Genomic DNA, 22,147 nt, shown 5'->3' with positions numbered 1-22,147 from the left:
CCCCCGGGCCTCAGGGGCCGACTTCGCGCAGGCGGAAGTCCTCGACCGTCTCGCGGCGGATCAGCAGGCGGGCGCGACCGTCCTTCACCGCGGCCACGGCGGGGCGGCCGACCAGGTTGTAGCCCGAGGCCATCGACAGTTGGTACGCCCCGGCCGCAGGCACGGCCAGGAGGTCCCCGGGCCGCAGGTCGGCGGGCAGCACCGCGTCGCGCACCAGGACGTCGCCGGCCTCGCAGTGGCGGCCGACCACGTCGACCCGGGCCGAGCCCGCGTCTGAGCGGCGGCCCACCAGGCGCACGCTGTACTGCGATCCGTACAGCGCGGGGCGCGGGTTGTCGCTCATTCCGCCGTCCACGGCTACGAAGGTGCGACCGTCCGCCGTGTGCTTCACCGACAGGATCCGGTAGACCGCCACTGCCGCCGGTCCTGCGATGGCACGGCCCGGTTCGACGATCAGGCGCGGCACCTCCAACCCCGTCTCGGCGCAGCGCACCGCGACCCGGTCGGTCACCCGTACCGCGAACTCGGCGAGATCGAACTCCGCGTCCCCGGGCAGGTACTTGATGCCGTGGCCGCCGCCGAGGTCCAGCTCGGACAGTTCCACGCCGTACCGGTCCCGGATCTCCGCGAGCAGGCGAACCAAAGCGTCGACTGCCTGGAGGAACGGTGCGATCTCGGTGATCTGGGAGCCCAGGTGGCAGTGCAGTCCGGCGAGTTCCAAGCCGGGCTGGTCGAGCACCCGGACGATCGCGTCCGTCGCGTCGCCGCCCTCGATCGGGAAGCCGAACTTCTGGCCGCCGAGGCCGGTTTGGACCGCCGTGTGGTGTCCGGCGGCGATCCCGGGGACGACCCGGACCAGCACCTTCTGCGGGGTGTCAGCCGCCACCAGCGCCGCAAGCCGGGCGATCTCGGCCGGGCCGTCAATCACAATCCGTCCGACCCGCAGGCGCCGCGCCAACCGTAGCTCCTCGGGGGACTTGGCGTTGCCGTGCAGCAGGATCCGCTGCGCCGGGAAGCCAGCGGACACCGCCAGCCACAGTTCGCCGGAGGAGCAGACGTCCAGACCGAGACCCTCCTCCGCCACCCAGTCGGCCATCGCGCTGCACAGGAAGGCCTTGGCCGCATACAGCACCTCGGTGTGTGGCAGCGCCCGCCGGTAGGCCCGCGCCCGGGCGCGCACCTCGCCCTCGTCCACCACATACAGCGGGGTGCCGAACCGCTCGGCGGCCTCGGCCAGCCCGACCCCGCCGACCAGCACCTCGCCGCCCGGACCGGGCCGCGCCGAGGCCGGCCAGGGGCCGCCGAGCGCGTCGGCAGGGGCGGTGGTGACGGGAGGGACGGTGAGCTGGGTCATGGCGGCTACTCCTACGAAAAGTCGAGAGATGTGGTGGGTCAGTCTTCGTAGTGCATCGCGAACCGGCAGTGCGCCGGGCGGGTCCGAGCGTGGTAAGTGGCCGGCTCCGGCGGCTCGGGCTGGTCCTGGAGTCCGGCGGCGGGCACCAGGCGGATGGCGCGCTCCAGCGGCTGGCCGAGCTGGTCGACGTCGATGACGGTGGTGGCGGTGGTCACGGCGGGCTCCTCGGGTCTGTGGCGCGGGCCGTCGTCCGGTGGCCCTCGGTTCCAGTGGAGACCCTCCGTACGCCGATGGCACCCGGCCTTGACGCACGGCCTACGCGTCGGGGGCGTACCTTGACGACTTCCTGACATGCCCCTCATCCCAGGCATTGGAACGACCGTTCGTGCAGGTCGGAGCCCGGATCGAACATGCTGTCAGGGAACTGTCAAGGATGGCCGTTTCCCCGCCAAGCATGCGTCAAGACGTGTGTGGTGGACGGAGTTCCGGTGGTGGGCTGTCGGCCGTCCCCGTCGCCACGAGCCCGCCGCCCCGCCGCCCCCGCGTCAGGGCGCCCCGGAAGGTCCCCCGAGACGATGCGCCGTTCGGCCCTCACCACACCGGATGCCACCCGAACCGACTGGTTCCGTCGCCCAGCCTCCGCACCCGAGCAACCACCGGAGCATCCGAGCCACCGCCCGTCCTCACCCAGAGGCCGCCGCCGGCTGATCACCCGCCGACAGCTGGCCGAGGCCCTGCCCGCCGCCGTCCGCAAGCTCCACCCACGCGTGATGACGCGCAACCCGGTGATGCTCGTGGTCGAGACCGGCTCGGCGCTCACCACCATCAGCGCGGTGATCCACCCGAGCGTCTTCGCCTGGGTGATCTCCTTCTGGCTCTGGCTGACCGTGCTGTTCGCCAACCTCGCCGAGGCCGTGGCCGAGAGCCGGGGCAAGGCGCAGGCCGACTCGCTGCGCCGCGCCCAGGCCTGGACGACGGCCCGGCGACTGCTGCACTGGCGGGTCGGCACCCGCGACCGACGTCACGAGGTCATCCCCGCCGAGCAGTTGATGCTGCACGACATCGTGCTGGTGTCGGCCGGCGAGGTCATCCCGCAGGACGGCGAGGTGGTCGAGGGCGTCGCGAGCGTCGACGAGTCGGCGATCACCGGGGAGTCCGCACCCGTCATCCGCGAGTCCGGCGGCGACCGTACGGGCGTCACCGGAGGCACGAAGGTGCTCTCCGACCATCTGATCGTGCGGGTCACCTCGCGGCCCGGGCAGAGCTTCGTGGACCGGATGATCGCCCTGGTCGAGGGCGCCAACCGGCAGAAGACCCCGAACGAGATCGCGCTGAACATCCTGCTCGCCTCGCTGACCATCGTCTTCCTGCTCTCGGTGATCTCGCTCCAGCCGATGGCCATCTACGCGCACGCGCCGCAGACCACCGTCGTGCTGGTCGCGCTGATGGTCGCGCTCATCCCGACCACGATCGGCGCGCTGCTGTCCGCGATCGGCATCGCCGGGATGGACCGGCTGGTTCAGCGCAACGTGGTCGCGCTCTCCGGCCGGGCGGTGGAGGCCGCCGGGGACGTGGACGTGCTGCTGCTGGACAAGACCGGCACCATCACCCACGGCAACCGTCGGGCCGTCGCGCTGCACCCGCTGCCCGGTGCGACCATGGAACAGCTCGCCGAGGCGGCCCAGTTGGCGTCCGTCGCGGACGAGACCCCGGAGGGGCGTTCACTGATCGAGTTGACGAACCGTCAGTACTGGGTGCCGCCGAGGGCTCCCGGCGAGCTGGGCGAGCAACTGCCCGTCCCGTTCACCGCGCACAGCCGGATGAGCGGCGTCGACCTGCGCTGGCCGGACGGCAACAGCTGTCTGATCCGCAAGGGCGCGGCCGCCGCCGTCGCCCGCTGGGTGGTGGACTCCGAAGGACGCATCCCCATGGAGGCCAAGCCGCTGGTCGACCGGATTGCCGAGGCCGGCGGCACCCCGCTGCTGGTCGCCGTGCACGACCGGCACGGCGCCCGGGCGCTGGGCGTGGTCGAGCTCAAGGACGTGGTCAAGGAGGGCATCGCCGAACGTTTCGCCGAGCTGCGGCGGATGGGCATCCGCACCGTCATGGTCACCGGTGACAACCCGCTGACCGCCAAGGCGATCGCGGAGGAGGCGGGGGTGGACGACTTCCTCGCGGAGGCCACCCCCGAGGACAAGCTCGCCCACCTGCGGCGCGAGCAGGCCGCCGGGAACATGGTCGCGATGACGGGCGACGGCACCAATGACGCCCCGGCGCTCGCCCAGGCCGACGTCGGGGTCGCGATGAACTCCGGCACCCCGGCTGCCAAGGAGGCCGGCAACATGGTCGACCTGGACTCCAACCCGGCGAAGCTGATCGACATCATCCGAGTGGGCAAGCAACTCCTCATCACCCGGGGCGCGTTGACCACCTTCTCGATCACCAACGACGTGGCCAAGTTCTTCGCGATCATCCCCGCGATGTTCGCGAACGCCTACCCCGGACTGCACCACCTCAACATCATGGGCCTGCACAGCCCCACCTCGGCGATCGCCTCCGCGATCATCTTCAACGCGCTGATCATCATCGCGCTGATCCCGCTGGCGCTGCGCGGCGTGCGCTACCAGCCCGCCTCCGCGACCGACCTGCTCCGGCGCAACCTGCGGGTGTACGGGCTGGGCGGGCTGGTCCTGCCGTTCCTCGGGATCAAGGCGATCGACCTGCTGATCCAGTTCGTGCCGGGACTGGGCTGAGGGTCCGCGACCGGTGGACCTGTCAGGAGGGCGTCAAGATGCGTGCGACCGGCGTCATGACGGTGTCAGCGGCGGTACGGACGGTGCTGTTCCGGGGTTCACTGGAGGCATCCGAAGCAAGGAGTACCGAACCGGCGGAACTCGACCGGAGTGAGCTACCGAAGAGACGGAGGCGAACGGCCATGACCGGCACGATGACCAGCACATCCCGAGTGATCGTCGGCCTGAGCGGATCACTGAGCAGTCTGGCCGCCCTCTACCACGCCGTCGGCGAGGCGGCCCGGAACGAGGCCGTGCTGGTGCCCGTCGCCGCGTGGACGGCGGACGACAAGGACGGCCTGCGCCCGCTCTCCGAACTGGAGCACGCAGCCCGGCGCCGCCTGGACATCGCCTTCGAGCAGGCCTACGGCGGCTACCCGGCCGGACTGGTCATCCACCCGCTGGTGGTGAACGCCGAGCCGGGGCACGCCCTGGTCGCCGCCGTCAGCGGCCCGGACGACCTGCTCGTCCTGGGCGCCACCACCCGGCGCGGCCTCGACCGGCTGCGCGGCGGCTCGGTGGCCCGGCACTGCCGGCACCGGGCCGGCTGCCGGGTGGTCGAGGTCTCGCCCTCGGCGCTGCTGACCCGGCTGGAACTGCCCGCCCGCACCGGGGCGCCGCTGCCGCTGCTCGCACGCTGACGCTACGAGGCGTCCGCCAGGTGGGAGCTGAGCCAGGTCAGCGAGGGCGGGAGCAGCCGGTTCCAGGTGGTGAAGTTGTGTCCGCCGGCGTCCACCGTCGCCTGAGCCACCACCAGGGGCGGACGGGCGGCCGCCGCGAAGGCCGTGGAGTCGGCGTAGGTGCTGCCGTCCTGCTTGCTGTCGGCGAGCAGCACCGCGAGCGCGGGCATCGGCAGGTGAGCCAGGCGCCAGTTGAGGTTCGCCTCGTCGCGGCGCTGCTGGCTGCCGCCGAAGAGATCGCCGGTGGTCACGTCGTCCGCCGCCTTGAAGTAGCCGGAGAGCGAGACCGCGGCCGGGAAGACCGCCGGGTGCACCATGCCGAGCTTGACGGCGCAGTAGCCGCCGGTGGAGTCACCCATGACGCCCAGGCTGTCCGCGCCGACCAGCACCCGGTAGGAGGCCCGCAGGTCGGCGGGCACGTCGGCGGTGAAGTAGGTCTTCGCCTGCGGGCCGTTCGGGACGTCCTCGCACTCGCTGTCCCGGGGCATGCTGGGCGAGGGCCGCATCAGCACCAGGACGGTGGGGTTCATCGTCCCCTTGCGCAGCAGGTCGAGTTCGGTGGCCGGGTAGCGCAGCTTGGTGACCAGGTTCGTGGCGTCCCCGGGGAAGCCGGTCATCACCAGCACGGCCGGGAAGTGCCTGCCCTCGTTGCCGGGCCTGAAGTACTGCGGCGGCAGGTAGACGTACCCGTCGGTGCTCAGGCCGGTGGTGGTGCCGGGCAGCCGGACCTTGTCGAGCCGGCCGATCCGGGCCGGGTCGCGGCCGACCGGGCCGGCGCCGGTGATCTCCGCCGTGCCCAGCAGCTGCACCCCGGCCGGGGTGCCGGCCGGGGTGCCCGCTCCGCCCGTACCGCCGCCGGCGCCCTGGATGACGCCGGCGCCGCGCTCATGCCCGAGCAGGTCGGACCAGCTGCTGTAGAAGACGAAGTAGTCGTTGACGGCGAGCCCGAGGGTGGCGAGCAGGGTCAGCTGGGTGACGGCGATGGTGCCGAGGCGCAGGAACATCGCGGGCCAGCTGCGGACGGCGAGCTTGGGCCAGACCCAGAGCGTACCGAGCACCGTGGCCACCGCGAGCAGTGCCGTCAGCGCCAGCAGTTTGTGACTGGTGAGTCCCATCCGTCCCGGCCTCCTCTACCACTGTGGACCACCGGCCGGGAAAGCGGCGCCCCCTACTCAGGGTAACCCCGGCATCACTCTCGCCTCTCGCCGGTCGGCCAGCGCCTGCCACACCTGGCCGCGCAGGAACGGCGGGCCGGTGAAGCGGATGCCGATGGCGTCGCGCATCCTGGTCACCCCGCTCAGGTCCATGTCGCCCCACCTCCCCCGGCCGGTCTCCAGGTCGGTCCGCATGCCAACTTCGACAACACTGTCGAAGTTGGCATGGACGGGCTATGCTGTCGACGGGTCCGAAGGCGAGTCCCCGCCCCGTTGACGTCCGCACCACCCCGGCGCGCCCGACCGGAAGGAGGCGGGACCCATGGACCGCAGGAGTACGGCTCGCGACCACGCCCACGTCCGCTCCCGACCCCCCGAGTCCACCTCCGGCAGAACTCGGCTTCCCCGGTGACTTCCTGACGGAGCGGCAACTCAACGGCCGGTCTTCCACCGCCTGATCGTCCGGGCGTGCCCCGGGCCGCTCGCCGCCGTTGTACGGAAGGTGAGTCGCCGCACCCGCCCCCGACCCCCGGCCCCCGGCCCCGGCCCCGGCCCCGGCCGAGGAGGAGGTTCCCCATGACGACGTCCCGGCTCTTCCCGCGCCCGCGCGACGCGGCGGTGCTGCTCACCGTCCTCGGGCTGCTCGTCCTGGAGGAGGTCGCCCTCGGCATGGCGGAGGAGGAGGACCGCCCGGTGATCGGCGGCGTCCTGATCGGCGTCTCCTGTTCCGGGCTCCTGCTGGTCGGCGCGGTGCTGTTCAGCCGCTGGCTCGACACCCGCCGCCCGCTCCCGCTGCCGCCGCTCGGCCCCAACGGGCGCGAGTACAGCGCCCGCGCGCTCGAAGGCTTCCCGATGGAGGCCGTCCGCCCCCTGCTGCTCGCCGAACACGCCCCTCAGCTCGGCCAGTTGTACTCGGCCTGGATGCTCGCCAAGGCCGGCCGCCCGGCCGCGTGGATCGCCCGGCGGCTCGACATCCCCCTCGACGCCGTCCGGCTCCTGGCCGACGCCGCCCGCGCACACACCGGCACCCGGCCGCTGCCCGGGCCGTGACCCCCGGACCGTGATCGCAGCGGCGTCGGCCCCGGCACCGCAACGCGCGGTGCCGGGGCCGACGTTCGGGCACGAGGTCAGCTCTCGTGGGTCGAGGCGTCGTCGATCAGGAACGTGGTGGTCGGGGTCGTACCGGTCTCGTGGGAGACCAGCTTGAGGCCGATGGTGGTCCCCCAGCCGACCTGCCCGATGACCGGGGAGAGGTCCACCGACTGGAACTGGTAGCCGTTGGTCGGGTTCTGGTTGCTCCAGGTCTGCTGGGGGCGCCGATCACCACGCCGGTCGACTCCTGGCCGCCCCTGTAGGTGACCTGGAGTCGTACTGGGGGTACCCCCTCACCGCCGCCGGAGCCAGACCGCCCAGGTCAGCACCGAGCAGAACACGTACGCCGCCAGGAACCCCAGGTACGCGGTGTCCCCGTTGTGGCTGGCCTGGAAGGACTGCCGGAAGGCCAGGTTCACCAGCACCCCGCCGAAGGCCCCGATCGCCCCGGCGAGCCCGATCAGCGCCCCGGCCCGCCGCCGGGACTCGGCCTCGGCACCATCCGGGTCGGCTCCGGCCGCGACGCTCTTCCGGGCGATCGACTGGAAGTGGGCGGGGATCATCTTGTACGTCGAGCCGTTGCCGATCCCGCTGAGCACGAACAGCGCGATGAACCCCGCCAGGAACAGCGGCAGTGAGCCCGCCCGGGAGGCCGCCAGCACGACCGCCGTCCCGACCCCCATCGCGACGAAGGTCGCCAGCGTGACCTTCGCGCCCCCGTACCGGTCGGCGAGCCGCCCGCCGACCGGCCGCAGCAGCGAGCCGAGCAGCGGCCCGAGGAAGGTGAGCGCGGCGGCCTTGACCGGGGTGTCGAAGCGCTCATGGAACTGCACCTGCAGCACCTGCCCGAAGGCGAAGCCGAACCCGATGAAGGAGCCGAAGGTGCCGATGTACAGCGTGGAGACCGCCCAGCCGTACGGGTCGCGGGCGACCTCGCGCAGCGCCCGCCCCTCCCCCGAACTCGCCGCCGTGGCCGGCAGGTTGTCCATCTTCCACCAGGCCCCGGCCGCCGCCAGCACGATCAGCGGCAGGTAGACCAGCGGCAGCAGCCGGGGATGGGCGGCGCCGGCGGTGGCCAGCACCAGCAGCCCGAGCAGCTGGACGGCCGGGACGCCGAGGTTGCCGCCGCCCGCGTTGACGCCGAGCGCCCAGCCCTTGAGCCGGTGCGGGTAGAAGGCGTTGATGTTGGCCATCGAGGAGGCGAAGTTGCCGCCGCCGACCCCGGCCACGCAGGCCACCGCGAGCAGCGTCCCGTACGACACGCCGGGCTCCAGCACCACGGCCGCCAGCGCGGTCGGCACCAGCAGCAGCAGCGCGCTGATCACCGTCCAGTTGCGCCCGCCGAACCGGGCGACGGCGAAGGTGTACGGCAGCCGCAGCAGCGCGCCGAGCGCGGTGGGCAGGGCGGTGAGGGTGAACTTCCCCGCCGTGTCGATGTGGTACTGGGGCCCGAGGAAGAGCACCAGCACCGACCAGAGGCTCCACACCGAGAAGCCGATGTGCTCGGAGAGCACGGAGAAGACCAGGTTGCGCCGGGCGATCCGGGCCCCGCCGCGCGCCCAGAACTCCTCGTTCTCCGGGTCCCAGCCGCTGAGTGCGGCGGGCGTTCTCGCTTCGAGGACGGTCGTCATGCCATCGCCTCGCCGTCGAAAGCCCTGACCGGCCAGCGCCGCAGCACGGCGGGGGTTCCGTCGGGGGCGGTGTCCTCGTCCAGGCATCGCCCGTCGGTGAGGTCGTAGACCTGCTTGTACATCGGCGAGATGAGGGTCGGCCGCTCGCCGCGGCTGCCGATCAGGCCGCGGGAGAGGACGGGGGCGCCGCTGAACGGGTCGAGGTTGTCGACGGCGTACAGCTCCCCGGCGCGGTCGCGGAAGAGGGCGACCTGTCCGGTGTCGGGGAGCAGCACCGCGACGCCGCGGCCGGGTTGGAGGTCGGCGAGGGAGCAGACGGTCTGCCAGCGGGTGCCGTCGTGGATCTGTACGGTCACGGGGTGAGCACCTCCAGTCGGGCCCCGGCGACCAGCACCGGGGCGTTGAGGGTGTGGCCGGCCTCGCCGGGGCGGGCGGGGCGGATCTGGCCGCGTTCGGGGACGAAGGTCACGGCGGGGTCGGGGGTTCCGGGGGCGTTGACGAAGGAGGAGAAGCGCCGCAGCCGCTCGGGGTCGGCCAGCGTCTCGGCCCATTCGTCCTGGTAGCTGCCGATGTGGCGGGCCATCAGTTCGTCCAGCTCGGCGGCGATGCCGAGCGAGTCGTCGAGGACCACGGCCCGCAGGTGGTCGAGGCCGCCCTCCAGCCGCTCCAGCCAGACCGAGGTGCGCTCCAGCCGGTCGGCGGTGCGGATGTAGAACATCAGGTAGCGGTCGATGGTGCGGATGAGGGTCTCGCGGTCGAGGTCGGCGGCGAGCAGGTCGGCGTGCCGGGGGGTCATGCCGCCGTTGCCGCCGACGTAGAGGTTCCAGCCGGCCGAGGTGGCGATGATGCCGAAGTCCTTGCTCTGCGCCTCCGCGCACTCGCGGGCGCAGCCGGAGACGGCGGCCTTGAGCTTGTGCGGGGAGCGCAACCCCCGGTAGCGCAGCTCCAGTTCGATGGCGAGGGTGGTGGAGTCCTGGACGCCGTAGCGGCACCAGGTCTCGCCGACGCAGGACTTCACGGTGCGCAGCGACTTGCCGTAGGCATGCCCGGACTCGAACCCGGCATCGACCAACTTGCGCCAGATGGCCGGGAGTTGGTCGACGGTGGCGCCGAACATGTCGATCCGCTGGCCGCCGGTGATCTTGGTGTAGAGGCCGTGGTCGCGGGCGATCTCGCCGATCACGATCAGGCCCTCGGGGGTGATCTCGCCGCCGGGCACCCGGGGGACGACCGAGTAGGAGCCGTTGCGCTGGAGGTTGGCGAGGAAGTGGTCGTTGGAGTCCTGCAGGGCGCCCTGCTCGCCGTCCAGGATGTGGCCGTTGCCGAGGCTGGCCAGGATGGAGGCGACGGTCGGCTTGCAGATCTCGCAGCCCTCGCCGCTGCCGTGCCTGGCGAGCAGCTCGGAGAAGCTCGCCAGCCCGGTGACCCGGACGATCTCGTACAGCTCGGCCCGGGTGTGGGCGAAGTGCTCGCACAGGCCCTTGCTTGTGGAGACCCCGGCGGCCTCCAGCTCCTCGGTGACGACGGTGCCGAGCTGCTTGAGGCAACTGCCGCAGCCGGTGCCGGCCCGGGTGCACTTCTTGACGGCGGCGACGCTGTCGGCACCCTGGTCGCGGACGGCGGCCCGGACGGCGCCCTGGGTGACGTTGTGGCAGGAGCAGAGCACCGCGTCGTCGGGCAGCGCGACCGGTCCCGCGGAGGCGAACCCGGCTGGCAGCACCAGCTGTTCGGGGGCGACGGTGAGCGGCTTGCCGGCCACGGCGAGCGGGCGCAGGACGCCGTAGCCCTCGGTGTCGCCGACCAGGACGCCGCCGAGCAGCGCGCCGTCGGAGCCGATCACCAGCTTGCGGTAGACACCGCTGCGGCTGTCGCTGTAGAGCACGTCGAGCGCGCCCTCCGCGCTGCCGTGCGGGTCGCCGAAGCTGGCGACGTCCACGCCGAGCAGCTTGAGCTTGGTGGACAGATCGGCGCCGGTGAAGCCCTCGCCGTCCAGGCCGGCCACCGTGCGGGCAGCCGTCTCGGCCATCAGGTAGCCGGGGGCGACCAGGCCGTAGACCCGGCCGTCGACGGCCTGGGCACACTCGCCGATGGCGAGGATCGCCGGGTCCTCGGTGCGACACCAGTCGTCGACCACCACGCCGCCGCGCTGGCCGACCGGCAGTCCGCAGTCCCGGGCCAGCTGGTCGCGGGCGCGCACCCCGGCGGAGAAGACCACCAGGTCGGCGGGCAGCTCCCGGCCGTCGGACAGGGCGAGGCCGCGGACCCGGCCGTCCGGGCCGGTGAGCACGCCGCTGGCGCCGGCGCTGGTATGCACGGTGACGCCCAGGTCCTCGATCTTGCGGCGCAGCGCGGCGCCGCCGCCGTCGTCGACCTGGACGGCCATCAGCCGGGGCGCGAACTCCACCACGTGGGTGGCCAGGCCCCCGGCCCGCAGGGCGCCGGCCGCCTCCAGGCCGAGCAGTCCGCCGCCGACCACCACGCCGGTGCCGGCGGTGGCGGCCTCGGCGCGGATGGCGTCGACGTCCTCGATGGTGCGGTAGACGTGGCAGCCGGGGGCGTCCGTGCCGGGCACGGGCGGCACGAAGGGCACCGAGCCGGTGGCCAGCACCAGGACGTCGTAGCGGACTTCGGCACCGGACCGGGTGGTGACGGTCCGCCCGGCCCGGTCGATCGCGGTGGCCGGGTCGCCCAGGCGCAGGTCGATGCCGTGCTCGGTGAGGAAGCCTGCGGGGCAGAGCGCGAGGTCCTCGGCGGTGCTGCCGTCGAAGAGCGAGCTGAGGTGGACCCGGTCGTAGGCGGGCCGGGGCTCCTCGGCGAGCACGGTGACCCGCCAGCCGCGCGCGGCCGGCTGCTCGGTCCAGGCCTCCAGGAAGCGCTGGCCGACCATGCCGTGGCCGACCAGGACGAGGTCCCGGACATTGCGGTCGTCAAGGGTCATCGCGCTTCTCCAGTCATGGCAGTTCCTCGGGTGAGCAGGTGCAGGGGGTGGCCGGCGAGCGCGCCGCCGTCGGCGAAGGCGCCGGCCAGCGCGTCCACGGTGGCCAGGTCGCCGAGCAGGATGGCGCCGACCAGCTGGTCGCCGCGCAGGACGAGCTTCTTGTAGCTGCCGCGGGTGGCGTCGGTGAGCCGCAGCACGTCGAGGCCGGGGTCGAGGGTCTCGTCCACGGTGCCGAAGGCCGCGTACTCCAGGTCGCCGGTGCTGAGCCGGGCGCGCGGGCTGGTACCGGGGTAGCGGGCCTCGGGCTCGGCGCCGGAGAGCCGGCGGGCGAGCACGTCGGCCTGTTCCCAGGCGGGGCCGGCCAGGCCGTGGACGGTGCCGCGGTGCTCGGCGCAGTCGCCGATCGCGGACACGTGCGGGGCGGCGGCCAGTCGGTCGTCCACCAGGATCCCGGTGTTGACCGGCAGTCCGGCGGCGTGGGCCAGCGCGGTGCGCGGGCGGGTGCCGCAGGCGAGGACCACCAGGTCGCAGTCCAGCCGGTAGCCGCCGGCCAGCTCCACGGCGCCGACCCGCTCGCCCCCGTGCACGGCCCGGGCGCGGTTGCCGGTGTAGCAGTCGACGCCGAGCACCTGCAACCGCTCGCGCAGCACGGTGGCCGCCTCCGGGTCGAGTTGACGCTCAATCAGATGTGGTCCCTGGTGGACGATTTCGGTGCGCACGCCGAGCGCGGCCAGCGCCCGGGCGGCGCTAACCCCGAGCACCCCGCCGCCGATCACCACCGCCCGCTTGGCGCCGACGGCCTCCTCGGCCAGCCGGGCGCAATCCTCCAGGGTGCGCAGCGTGTGCACCCCCTCGGCCAGGCCGTACCCGTCGGTGCGGCGCAGCCCGCGGACCGGCGGGAGCACCGGGTTGGCGCCGGTGGCCAGCACCAGTTCGTCCCAGGGCTCCACGGTGCCGTCGGCCAGCCCGAGGGTGCGGGCGTTCAGATCGAGGGTGATGACCTCGCAGCCGGGCCGGGCCGACGCCCCGCCGAGCGGCAGGGCGATCGACTCGGCGTCGTAGCGCCCGGTCAGCACCTCGGCGAGCAGCACCCGGTTGTACGGGGCGCGCGGCTCGGCGCCGTACACGGTGACCGCGCCGGCCCCGCCGAGGGCGCCGTAGCGCTCGGCGAAGCGGGCGGCCGCCATGCCGCCGCCGACCACGGCGATTCTGGGGGTCATGACGTCACCTCCTGCTGGGCGCGCTCCACCCGGACGGCGCAGAGCTTGAACTCCGGCATCCGGGAGACCGGGTCGAGCGCCGGGTTGGTGAGGCTGTTGGCCCGGCCGGCGCCCGCCCAGTGGAAGGGCATGAAGACGGTGTCCGGCCGGATGGCGTCGGTGATCCGCGCCGGGGCGACGGCCCGGCCGCGCCGACTGGTGACCGCGACCGGCTCGCCGTCCGCGATCCCGAGCCGCTCGGCCAGCCTCGGGTGCAGCTCGACGAACGGGCCGGGGGCGGCGGCGTTGAGCTCGGCGACCCGGCGGGTCTGGGCGCCGCTCTGGTACTGGGAGAGCACCCGGCCGGTGGTCAGGAACAGCGGGTACTCCTCGTCCGGCTCCTCGCCGGCCGGGCGGTGGGTGACCTCGGCGAAGCGGGCCCGGCCGTCCGGGGTGGCGAAGCGGTCCAGGAACAGCCGCGGGGTGCCCGGGTGGTCCGGCGTCGGGCAGGGCCAGAACACCCCGTCCTCGGCGGCGATCCGCTGGTAGCTGATGCCCGCGTAGTCGGCGTCGCCGCCGGCCGAGGCGCGGCGCAGCTCGGCGAAGGCCTGCTCGGCCTCGGCCGGGAAGCCGTCCGCAACGCCCAGCCGGGCGGCCAGCTCGCGCAGCAGCCACAGCTCGCTGCGCACCCCCTCGGGCGGGTCGAACGCGCGGCGGCGCAGGATCACCCGGCCCTCCAGGTTGGTGGTGGTGCCTTCCTCCTCGGCCCACTGGGTGACCGGCAGCACGACGTCGGCTAGCCTGGCCGTCTCGGAGAGCACCACGTCGGCGACCACCAGCAGGTCCAGTGCGCGCAGCCGTTCGGTGACGTGCCCGGCGTTCGGCGCGGAGACCGCCGGGTTGGAGCCGGCCAGCAGCAGCGTCCGGACGCCGCCCGGTCGGCCGAGGGTGTCCAGCAGCTCGTACGCGGACTTGCCGGGGCCGGGCAGCTCGGCCGGGTCGACTCCCCAGACCGCCGCGACGTGCTCCCGCGCCGCCGGATCCTCGATCGAGCGGTAGCCGGGCAGCTGGTCGGCCTTCTGGCCGTGCTCGCGCCCGCCCTGGCCGTTGCCCTGGCCGGTCAGGCAGCCGTAACCGCTGTACGGGCGGCCGGCCTTGCCGGTGGCCAGGCACAGGTTGATCCAGGCGCCGACGGTGTCGGTGCCCTTGCTCTGCTGCTCCGGGCCGCGCGCGGTGAGCACCATGCCGGTGTCGGCCCGGCCGAACAGCCGGGCGGCCTCTCGGAGTTGGTGGGCCGGCACGCCGGTGATCCGCTCCACCCGGTCGGGCCAGTGGGCCATCGCCGACTCGCGGGCCCGCTCGAAGCCTGACGTTCTTTGACCGACGAACTCGCGGTCCACCAGGCCGTCCGCGACCACCAGGTGGAGCAGGCCCAGGGCGAGCGCCAGGTCCCCGCCCGGGCGGGGCTGCAGGTGCAGGTCGGCCAGCTCGGCGGTGCGGGTGCGACGCGGGTCGACCACGATCAGCGCGCCGCCGTTCTCCCGCAGTTCGCGGAAGTAGCGGACGGCGGGCGGCATCGTCTCGGCCGGGTTGCCGCCGACCAGGATCAGGCAGCCGGTGTGCGGGATGTCCGCGAGGGGGAACGGCAGCCCGCGGTCCAGGCCGAAGGCCCGGCGGTGCGCGGCGGCCGCCGAGGACATGCAGAACCGGCCGTTGTAGTCGATGTTGGCGGTACCCAGCACCACGCGGGCGAACTTGCCCAGCAGGTACGCCTTCTCGTTGGTGAGCCCGCCGCCGCCGAACACGCCCACCGCGTCCGGCCCGTGCTCGGCCCGGGTCCGGGCCAGCCCGGCGGCCACCCGGTCCAGCGCCTCCGGCCAGCTCGCCGAACGCAGCGGGGCGCCGGGCCGGTCGCGCAGCAGCGGGCCGGTCAGCCGGACGTCCCGGTCCAGCAGCGCGGGCGCCGAGCGGCCCTTGCCGCACAGCGCGCCCCGGTTCACCGGGAAGTCCGGGCGCTCCAGCACCTCGACCGGCTGGTCCGCGCCCGGTCGGCCCGAAGGCGCGGCCGGCGACAGCCGCATGCCGCACTGCAGCGAGCAGTACGGGCAGTGCGTGTCGGTGGCCGTGGCGAGGACGGCGGGGCTGGTCAACGTCATGCCGAGAAAGGTGACCGTCCGCTGTTTCGCGATCGGGTCGTCAATGTTGCGGGCGCGGTACACCTCGCTCACGGCACCCGGCCGCCAGAGTGCACGGCCCGACATCTGCCGTAACCGGAGCGGCACTTTCGCTTACCGGCAGGTGACGGCCGGGCAATGCCCCCGTAACACGCGCACCGCACGCTGGCGGGCATGGCAGCAACTCCCACTCCGCCAGGACCGCTCACCGGCTTCACCGTCGGCGTCACCGCCGCGCGCCGCCGCGAGGAGCTCACCGCCCTGCTCACCCGGCGCGGCGCGCAGGTGGTCGAGGCCCCGGTGCTGCGCATCCTGCCGCTCGCCGACGACCTCGCACTGCGCGAGGCCACCGACCGCTGCCTGGCCGCCCCGCTCGACTACGTGGTGGCCACCACCGGGGTCGGCTGGCGCGGCTGGATGAGCGCGGCCGAAGGCTGGGGCCGGGGCGCCGCGCTCGCCGAGGCCTGCCGGGGCGCGGTGGTGCTCAGCCGCGGCCCCAAGGCCACCGGCGCGGTGCGGGCCAGCGGACTGGACGAGGGCTACTCGCCGGGCACCGAGGCCACCGACGAACTGCTCACCTGGCTGCTCGCCCGCCCGCTGGCCGGGCGCCGGATCGCCGTCCAGGAGCACGGGGTCCGACTGGACGCCTTCGCGGCGGCGCTGCGCGAGCGCGGCGCCGCGGTGATCTCCGTACCGGTCTACCGCTGGGCACCCCCGGAGGACCCGGGCGCGGTGCGCAAGCTGCTCGACCAGACCGTCCGCCGCCAGGTGCACGCCCTCACCTTCACCAGCGCGCCCGCGATCACCGCCCTGCTCGCCACCGCGGAGGCCGAAGGCCTGTACGAGGCGCTGATCGACGCCCTGCGCGAGGACGTCCTGCCGGTCTGCGTCGGCACCCTGTGCGCCCGTCCGCTCACCGGGCTCGGCCTGCCCGCCGTCCACCCCGAGCGCGGCCGCCTCGGCTCGCTGGTCCGACTGCTCGCGGACACCCTGCCGGGCCGGACCCGACGTGAAATCACGCTCTCCGGAGGGATGTTGACGCTCCAGGGGAACGCCGCCCTGGTCGACGGCGAGAGCCACTGGCTCAGCCCGCGCGGCGCGGCCGTACTCCGGGCGCTCGCCGAACGACCCGGCCGGGTACTCAGCCGCGCCGACCTGCTGCGCGCCGCCTGGCCGGACGCGGCGGCGGACGAGCACGCGGTGGAGGCGGCGGTGGGGCGGCTGCGGGCGGCGCTGGGGCCGCACGCGACGCTGATCCGCACCGTGCCGAAGCGCGGCTACCGGCTGGCGGCGGGGTGACGGCCCCGGTGCTGCTCGCCGTCGCCCACGGCAGCCGCGACGCGGCCGCCTCCACCGCAACGCGCTCGCTGCTTGGACTCGTTCGCTCCCAACGCCCCGAACTGACCGTCCGCTGCTGCTTCCTGGACCTCGCCCGGCCGTCCCTTGACCAGGCGCTCGCCCAACTCTCGGGCGCGCAGCCGATCCTGGTCCCCCTCCTCCTCGGCACCGGGTACCACCTACGGGTCGACCTCCCCGAGGCACTCGCCGCCGCCGACCTCCCCGCCTCCCGCCTCGCCCCCGCCCTCGGCCCCCACCCGCTGCTCGCCGAGGCCCTCACCGACCGCCTCACCGAGGCCGGCGCCCCGGCGGACGCACCCGTGGTCCTGGCCGGAGCAGGCTCCTCGGACCCCACCGCCCTCGCCGACACCGCCCGGATGGCCCAGCTGCTGGCCACCCGCCTCGGCCGCCCGGTCACCCCCGCCCACCTCTCGGCCGCCGCCCCCACCCCCCACCAGGCGGTCGCCTCCCTCCAGGCCGCCGGCCACCCCCGGGTAGCCCTGGCCAGCTACCTCCTCTCCCCCGGCTTCTTCGCCCGCCGCGCGGCCACCACCACGGCGGGCTGGACCAGTGCCCCACTGGCGGCCCACCCGGCGGTCGCCCGGCTGGTGCTGCGGCGCTACGACGAGGCGCGCGCGGCCACCGAGCTCCCTGCGGCCGCCTGACCGGCCGGAACAGGCCGGCGCGGCGGGCCCGCAACCGGGCCGGCCGCACACCAGGGCGCAGGGCACGGCGACGAGGCCCCCGGCCCGGTGGCTGGGAGCCTCGTCACGGCCGCCGGTGGGTGCCGGTCAGCCGGTGATGCTGGTGGCGCCGGTTTCGATGTGGCCGGTGGCGCGGCGGCTCCAGGCGGGGTCGCTGCTGACGGTGACGGTGAAGTCGTACCAGCCCTGCGCGATGGTGACGGCGTTGAAGAAGTCCTTGACGGTGGCGCCGGGGGCGACCTGGTAGGTCCATGTACCGGTGCGGTAGTTGGTGGCGGTGATGGTGAAGGTGACGGTGCTGGTGCCGGTGTTGGTCATGGTGAACCAGAGCGCCGGCTTGCCGGTGTCCGGCGCCGGCGCGTAGGAGGTGGTGGCCTCCGCGGTCTTGCCGGCGGTGGTCGCGTTGCCGGCGAAGCGGCGCAGGGTGCGGTTGGGGCCGTACACGGTGAGGTCGTACTGCCCGTTGCCGTAGTTGGCGCCGATGTTGAAGAAGTCGCGGGCGCTGCCGTCGGTGCCGGTCGTGGCGTCGTACGGGGCGACGGTGTACTGCCAGGGGCCGCCGCCGCGGTAGGCGTTGGCGTAGACCGAGTAGTGCGCCCAGGCGGTGGCCTGCGGGCCCTGGTTGGCCATGTCGATCCAGAGCAGGATCTGGTTGTTGGCGCCGTACTCGATCCGGTCGACCCAGGCGTTGGGCTGGTAGGGCAGCGCGCGGGCGGGCTTGGTCCCGGGTTCCTGGGTGGGCATGGAGTTCGTGCCCGGGCTCGGGTTGATCTGCACGTTGGTGGTGGCCTGGCTGATGGTGGCGCTGGTGTCGGGCAGCGCGGGCACGCCGTAGACGGGGTTGGCGAAGTCGAAGGCGCCGGTGAGGTCGCCGCAGACCTGGCGGCGCCAGTCGCTGATGTTGGGGCAGACGGCGGGGGTGCCGAGGGCGGCGGTCCAGGTCTCCAGGAAGCGGATGACGCTGGTGTGGTCGTACACCCGGGAATCGACGAAGCCGCCGCGGGTCCACGGCGAGGCGATGATCATCGGGACGCGGAAGCCGAGGCCGATGTTGGTTCCGTTGTAGAACTCGCCGGCGGTGCCGGCCGGGGCCACGGGCGGGGGCACGTGGTCGAAGAAGCCGTCGTTCTCGTCGTAGTTGAGGAACAGAGCGGTGGAGTTGAAGACGTCCGGGTCGGCGGCCAAAGCCTGCACCACCAGGTTGACGAAGTGCGCGCCGTTCTCCGGCGGGCCGTCCGGGTGCTCGGAGAACAGCTGGTTGGCCACCACCCAGGAGACCTGGGGCAAGGTGCCCGCGAGCGCGTCGGCCTTGATCGCGGCGGCGATGTCGTCCGGCGTCGAGCCGGTGCTGGGCACCGAGCCCATGCCGCGCTGGGCGAGCGGGCTCGAACTCGGCGCGCTGGTGAACTGATTGAAGTAGGCGAGGGCGTTGTCGCCGAAGTTGTCGTTGGCGTTCTGGTAGACCTTCCAGCTGACACCCGCGTTCTGCAGGGCCTCGGCGTAGGTCTGCCAGTGCAGGCCCGACTCGGAGCCGCCGTCGTAGGCCGGACCACCCGCAGTGGCACCCGGGTCGATCGTGCCGGACCACAGGTAGGTGCGGTTGGGGCCGGTGGCGGAGAGGATCGAGCAGTGGTAGGCGTCGCAGATGGTGTAGGCGTCGGCCAGCGCGTAGTGGAACGGTATGTCCTCGCGGGCCATGAACCCCATGGTCCTGTCCGACCACTTGGCGGCGATCCAGGAGTCCATGTTCCCGTTGTTCCACGCGTGGTGCTGGGTGTTCCACGAGTGGTCGAGCGATCCGTCGCACTGCGCCAGCTGCTCGGCGCTGACGCCCCACCACCAAGTGTTGGTCTTGCTGAGCTGCCACGGGTACTGCCGCCCGCTGCCGTTCGGCTGGTTGAACACGCTGTTGCCGCCCGCGATCTGGATGGCGGTGCGGTCGCCGAATCCGCGCACGCCCTTGAGCATGCCGAAGTAGTGGTCGAAGCTGCGGTTCTCCTGCATGAGCACCACGACGTGCTTGACGTCGCGGATCGTCCCCGTCGTCGCGGCGGACGCGCTCGGCACTGCGCCGGGCAGGGCCGTGTCCAGCCCGATGGCCGCGCCGAGGGCGGCGGCCGAGCCGAGGAAGGTACGACGGGTGACAGGTGACACGTGGAAACTCCGAGAAGTATGGACAAATCCGACGCCGGCGACTGTCCGGCAGCGAGATGGCTACCAGTGGGTAGCCAGGTGGCGGAGAAGTTACACCTGGCCGACGGTTGACGGAAAGCCGAGTCCCGCCCCCGAAGGCGCCGGGGGCGGGACGCAGTGCTTGAGCAGCCGACCTACGCGGCCCTCGCCTCCCGCCCGACCGAACCGATGAAGCTCAGCAGCCGCTCGTTGACCAGCTCGGGCTGCTCCAGGTTCAGCCCGTGCCCGGCCCGGTCCAGGATCTCGGCCCGCACGCCCGGGATCAGCCCCGTGACCCGCCCCACCACCTGGCGCGGCCGCAGCAGGGCGCTGCGCTTGCCCACCAGCACCAGCACGGGCAGCTCGATCGAGCCCAGCTCCTCGTCCGTGAACGGCCGTGCCGCCGGGCGGCTGCCCGGCTTGTAGCCGCGCATGCCGAGCATTAGCGGGGCGATCATCTCTGGCGGTGCGCTGAGCGCCGGGTTGGCGAGCAGCCGTCCTACGGCCGGACGCAGCGCCCGTGGGGCGAGCATCCCGAACAGACCGCCGATCATGTGGGCGTAGAAGCGCGCGGGGAGCTTCTCGATCCCGCCCGGGTCCAGCGGCGCGACCGAGGCGAGGCGGTCGGGCGCGTGGATGGCCTGGTTGAGTGCCAGCCAGCCGCCGTACGAGACGCCGACCAGATGAACTCGCTCCAGCCCGAGCCCCGCGAAGACCTCGCCGAGCCACTCCGCGTTCTCCTCCGAGCCCGCCGCGACGGCGTGTTGGACGCTGCGCCCGGGGTCGTCCAGGGTGTCGATCGCGTAGACCGGGTGGCGCTCGCCCAGGGCGGCGATCTGCGGGTACCAGTTGGACGGGTGCCCGGCGTGCCCGTGCAACAGCACGACCGGCTCGCCCTCGCTCGGCCCGTAGTGGTGGACGTGGACGGTGCCGTAGCTCGTCTCGACGTCGAGCTCCCGGCGCGGGCTCGGCCACAGCTCCATCGCGCGGTCGTACGCCTCAAGGAACTTCGCGCGGGCGTCCTCGCTGACGAAGTTTCCGACGCTGGTCCTGGTCATGATCCCTCCCAGTTTGATGGTATGGTTGTACCACAAAAACATCCGGAAGGAACCCGATGCCGAAGCTGGTGGATCACGAGGAGCGGCGGGCCCACATCATCGACGCCCTGCTCCGCTCGGCGGCGAGCAACGGCCTGCACTCCGTCACCATGCGCTCCGTCGCCATCGCGGCCGGCGTCTCCGTGCGGCTCGTGCAGTACTACTTCGATACCAAGGAACAGCTGCTCCTCGCCGCCATGACCCGCCTGGCAGCCCGCATGGGCGAACGGGTCCAGCAACGCGTCCGCGCGACCGGGGCCACCACCGACCCCCGCGGCATCATCGAGGCGGTGCTGCTCGAAGCCGTCCCCACCGACGAGGAGAGCCGCGCCTTCCACCTCATCTACACCGAGTACGCGGTGCTCTCCGTCACCGACCCCGCCCTCGGTGGCCAGCCGTTCCTCGCCACCCCCAACGAGATGGAGAACTTCCTGGTCGCCCAACTGACCGGTGCCCAACGGGCCGGAACCGCCGGTCCCCACCTGGACGCCCGACAGGAGGCCGTCGTCCTGCTCGCCGTCTCCGCCGGCCTCGGCCTGAGCGTCCTCCTCGGCCAGCGCTCGGCCGAGGAGGCGACCACCGTCCTGCACTACCACCTCGGCCGACTCTTCCCCGGCTAGGGCACAGCGGGGCCGCCCCTCAGCCGCGCAAGCCATGCCACGGCGACCGCACGCACCTCCTGCGGTCGATCACCGATCAGGCTGCAGGGCCTGCCGACCGCAGGCAGGCGGCGGAGCCCGCAACCGAACGGACGGGGTGTCAGCGCATACCTCCGGAAGCGAGGATGACGTCCCCGGTGATCCAGCGCGCGTCGTCGGAAGCCAGGAAGACCACCAGCGGGCCGTAGTCGTCGGGGGTGCCCGTACGACCCAGTGGGGTGGCGGCGATCGCCTGTGCTTCCTGGGCCGAGCCGGGGAATCCCATGGCCCTGGTGCCCTCGGTGTCCGACGGTCCGGGCATGATCGCGTTGACCCGGATGCCGCGCGGGCCCAGTTCCTTGGCCGCGACGACGGTGAACGCATTGACGGCGCTCTTGGAGGCGACGTAGAGCGAGGCATACGGCGGGTGGGTGAGCGTGCCGGCCGTCGAGACGTTGATGATCGATGCGGCGCCGATGTCGTCCTGCGCGGCCAGGGCCTGCGTCGTGAGGATCGTGCCCAGCAAGTTCGTGGTCATCTCGCGCTGGAACTCCTCCTCGGTGATGCCCGACAGCGGTGCGAAGGCGGCGACGGCCGCGTTGTTCACGAGCACGTCGACCGGTCCGTACTCCTCGCGCGCCCGATCGAACAGATGGCGCACGTCGTCGCCGCGGGCCACGTCCGCCCGGACCGCGAGCGCCCGGCCGCCCTTGGCGATGATGCCCGCGACGACCCGTTCGGCGCCCTTCGCATCCTCCCGGTAGTTCACCACGACGGCTGCGCCGGTCCCGGCCAGCGCCTTGGCGATCCCCGCCCCCAGGCCCTTCGATGCGCCCGTGACGATCGCCGTACGTGCGTTGCTGCTGCTGCTCACAGTGACTCCTCGAACGTTGGTGCTTGCGGAAGTCACCGTAGGAAAGCTCATTACTACTCGGAAGTACCTACTTTTTTGTAAGCTCCTGCCGTGACGGATACTCAGCAGGTCGCGACGGCCAACCGGCTCCTGGCCCACGACACCTTCGACAACAAGTGCGCGCTCAGGCCGATCATGGACCAGACGACGAGCCGCTGGGCGACGCTGATCATCTCCCTGACTTCCGCAGTTGGTGGGCATTCGGGAGGGTCGGAAGCGGGGCTTGAGCTGCGGAAACGTCGAGAACGTGACCGTGAGGGCGTGTGCCCAC

19 protein-coding genes and 1 pseudogene are annotated in these 22,147 nt (G+C 73.0%); 7 read left to right on the top strand and 13 right to left on the bottom strand.

The features are described from left to right. Positions 1-10 precede the first annotated feature (10 nt). Entirely contained in the window at positions 11-1,354 is a 1,344-nt protein-coding gene (gene lysA, locus ACWC9T_RS20370) for a diaminopimelate decarboxylase (RefSeq protein ID WP_449822436.1), read from the bottom strand. A 38-nt stretch (positions 1,355-1,392) separates the two neighbouring features. Further along, positions 1,393-1,569, bottom strand: a complete 177-nt coding sequence (locus ACWC9T_RS20365; protein ID WP_449822435.1) for a hypothetical protein — start codon at positions 1,567-1,569, stop codon at positions 1,393-1,395. Between the two features lie 360 nt (positions 1,570-1,929). Here ACWC9T_RS20365 and kdpB point away from each other — a divergent pair, with 360 nt between their 5' ends. Next, on the top strand, positions 1,930-4,107 hold the full coding sequence (gene kdpB / locus ACWC9T_RS20360; protein ID WP_449822434.1) for a potassium-transporting ATPase subunit KdpB: 2,178 nt from the start codon (positions 1,930-1,932) through the stop codon (positions 4,105-4,107). Between the two features lie 194 nt (positions 4,108-4,301). Beyond that, positions 4,302-4,787 (top strand): universal stress protein, encoded by a 486-nt coding sequence (locus ACWC9T_RS20355; RefSeq protein ID WP_449822433.1) that lies wholly within the window; start codon positions 4,302-4,304, stop codon positions 4,785-4,787. Positions 4,788-4,789: 2 nt separating this feature from the next. Here ACWC9T_RS20355 and ACWC9T_RS20350 read toward each other — a convergent pair whose 3' ends face one another. Then, on the bottom strand, positions 4,790-5,941 hold the full coding sequence (locus tag ACWC9T_RS20350; protein WP_449822432.1) for an alpha/beta hydrolase: 1,152 nt from the start codon (positions 5,939-5,941) through the stop codon (positions 4,790-4,792). 57 nt (positions 5,942-5,998) lie between these two features. Beyond that, entirely contained in the window at positions 5,999-6,175 is a 177-nt protein-coding gene (locus ACWC9T_RS20345; RefSeq protein ID WP_449822431.1) for a hypothetical protein, read from the bottom strand. Between the two features lie 381 nt (positions 6,176-6,556). On the opposite strand from ACWC9T_RS20345, the gene ACWC9T_RS20340 reads away from it, so the two are divergent. Beyond that, a complete protein-coding gene (locus ACWC9T_RS20340) occupies positions 6,557-7,030 on the top strand; it encodes a hypothetical protein (RefSeq protein WP_449822430.1) in 474 nt (157 codons plus the stop codon). Positions 7,031-7,107: 77 nt separating this feature from the next. Here ACWC9T_RS20340 and ACWC9T_RS20335 read toward each other — a convergent pair whose 3' ends face one another. The 6 genes from ACWC9T_RS20335 to ACWC9T_RS20310 all read right to left on the bottom strand — a co-directional run bounded on the left by ACWC9T_RS20335 (position 7,108) and on the right by ACWC9T_RS20310 (position 14,996). Further along, a complete protein-coding gene (locus ACWC9T_RS20335) occupies positions 7,108-7,239 on the bottom strand; it encodes a hypothetical protein (protein ID WP_449822429.1) in 132 nt (43 codons plus the stop codon). 126 nt (positions 7,240-7,365) lie between these two features. Further along, complete coding sequence (locus ACWC9T_RS20330) at positions 7,366-8,703, bottom strand: nitrate/nitrite transporter (protein ID WP_449822428.1); 1,338 nt, start codon at positions 8,701-8,703, stop codon at positions 7,366-7,368. Beyond that, positions 8,700-9,059 (bottom strand): nitrite reductase small subunit NirD, encoded by a 360-nt coding sequence (gene nirD, locus ACWC9T_RS20325; protein WP_449822427.1) that lies wholly within the window; start codon positions 9,057-9,059, stop codon positions 8,700-8,702. The genes ACWC9T_RS20330 and nirD overlap by 4 nt, the downstream gene beginning before the upstream one ends. Then, positions 9,056-11,641, bottom strand: coding sequence for a nitrite reductase large subunit NirB (gene nirB, locus ACWC9T_RS20320; protein ID WP_449822426.1), 2,586 nt, complete (start codon positions 11,639-11,641; stop codon positions 9,056-9,058). Before nirB ends, nirD begins: the two co-directional genes overlap by 4 nt. Next, positions 11,638-12,861: an NAD(P)/FAD-dependent oxidoreductase gene (locus ACWC9T_RS20315; protein ID WP_449822425.1), complete on the bottom strand. Its 1,224-nt coding sequence runs from the start codon at positions 12,859-12,861 to the stop codon at positions 11,638-11,640. The genes nirB and ACWC9T_RS20315 overlap by 4 nt, the downstream gene beginning before the upstream one ends. Further along, entirely contained in the window at positions 12,858-14,996 is a 2,139-nt protein-coding gene (locus ACWC9T_RS20310; protein ID WP_449822424.1) for a molybdopterin oxidoreductase family protein, read from the bottom strand. The genes ACWC9T_RS20315 and ACWC9T_RS20310 overlap by 4 nt, the downstream gene beginning before the upstream one ends. A gap of 192 nt (positions 14,997-15,188) precedes the next feature. On the opposite strand from ACWC9T_RS20310, the gene ACWC9T_RS20305 reads away from it, so the two are divergent. Next, complete coding sequence (locus ACWC9T_RS20305) at positions 15,189-16,313, top strand: uroporphyrinogen-III synthase (RefSeq protein WP_449822423.1); 1,125 nt, start codon at positions 15,189-15,191, stop codon at positions 16,311-16,313. Further along, on the top strand, positions 16,310-17,017 hold the full coding sequence (locus tag ACWC9T_RS20300) for a sirohydrochlorin chelatase (RefSeq protein ID WP_449822422.1): 708 nt from the start codon (positions 16,310-16,312) through the stop codon (positions 17,015-17,017). Before ACWC9T_RS20305 ends, ACWC9T_RS20300 begins: the two co-directional genes overlap by 4 nt. A 126-nt stretch (positions 17,018-17,143) precedes the next feature. Here ACWC9T_RS20300 and ACWC9T_RS20295 read toward each other — a convergent pair whose 3' ends face one another. Both ACWC9T_RS20295 and ACWC9T_RS20290 read right to left on the bottom strand, forming a co-directional pair. Beyond that, positions 17,144-19,210, bottom strand: a complete 2,067-nt coding sequence (locus tag ACWC9T_RS20295) for a phosphocholine-specific phospholipase C (protein WP_449822421.1) — start codon at positions 19,208-19,210, stop codon at positions 17,144-17,146. Between the two features lie 173 nt (positions 19,211-19,383). Then, complete coding sequence (locus tag ACWC9T_RS20290) at positions 19,384-20,286, bottom strand: alpha/beta fold hydrolase (RefSeq protein WP_449822420.1); 903 nt, start codon at positions 20,284-20,286, stop codon at positions 19,384-19,386. Positions 20,287-20,342: 56 nt separating this feature from the next. Here ACWC9T_RS20290 and ACWC9T_RS20285 point away from each other — a divergent pair, with 56 nt between their 5' ends. Beyond that, positions 20,343-20,945 carry a TetR/AcrR family transcriptional regulator gene (locus ACWC9T_RS20285; RefSeq protein WP_449822419.1) on the top strand — a complete coding sequence of 201 codons (603 nt, stop codon included), beginning with the start codon at positions 20,343-20,345 and terminating at the stop codon, positions 20,943-20,945. Between the two features lie 139 nt (positions 20,946-21,084). Here the strand turns inward: ACWC9T_RS20285 and ACWC9T_RS20280 are convergent, their stop codons facing one another. Beyond that, a complete protein-coding gene (locus tag ACWC9T_RS20280; RefSeq protein ID WP_449822418.1) occupies positions 21,085-21,837 on the bottom strand; it encodes an SDR family NAD(P)-dependent oxidoreductase in 753 nt (250 codons plus the stop codon). A gap of 90 nt (positions 21,838-21,927) precedes the next feature. Here ACWC9T_RS20280 and ACWC9T_RS20275 point away from each other — a divergent pair. Continuing rightward, a pseudogene (locus ACWC9T_RS20275) lies at positions 21,928-22,147 on the top strand (hypothetical protein); the annotation flags it as partial.

Source organism: Kitasatospora sp. NPDC001159, assembly GCF_053598235.1.
The sequence above is the reverse complement of the archived record's forward strand: the minus strand, read 5'-3'. Positions and strand labels throughout refer to the sequence as shown.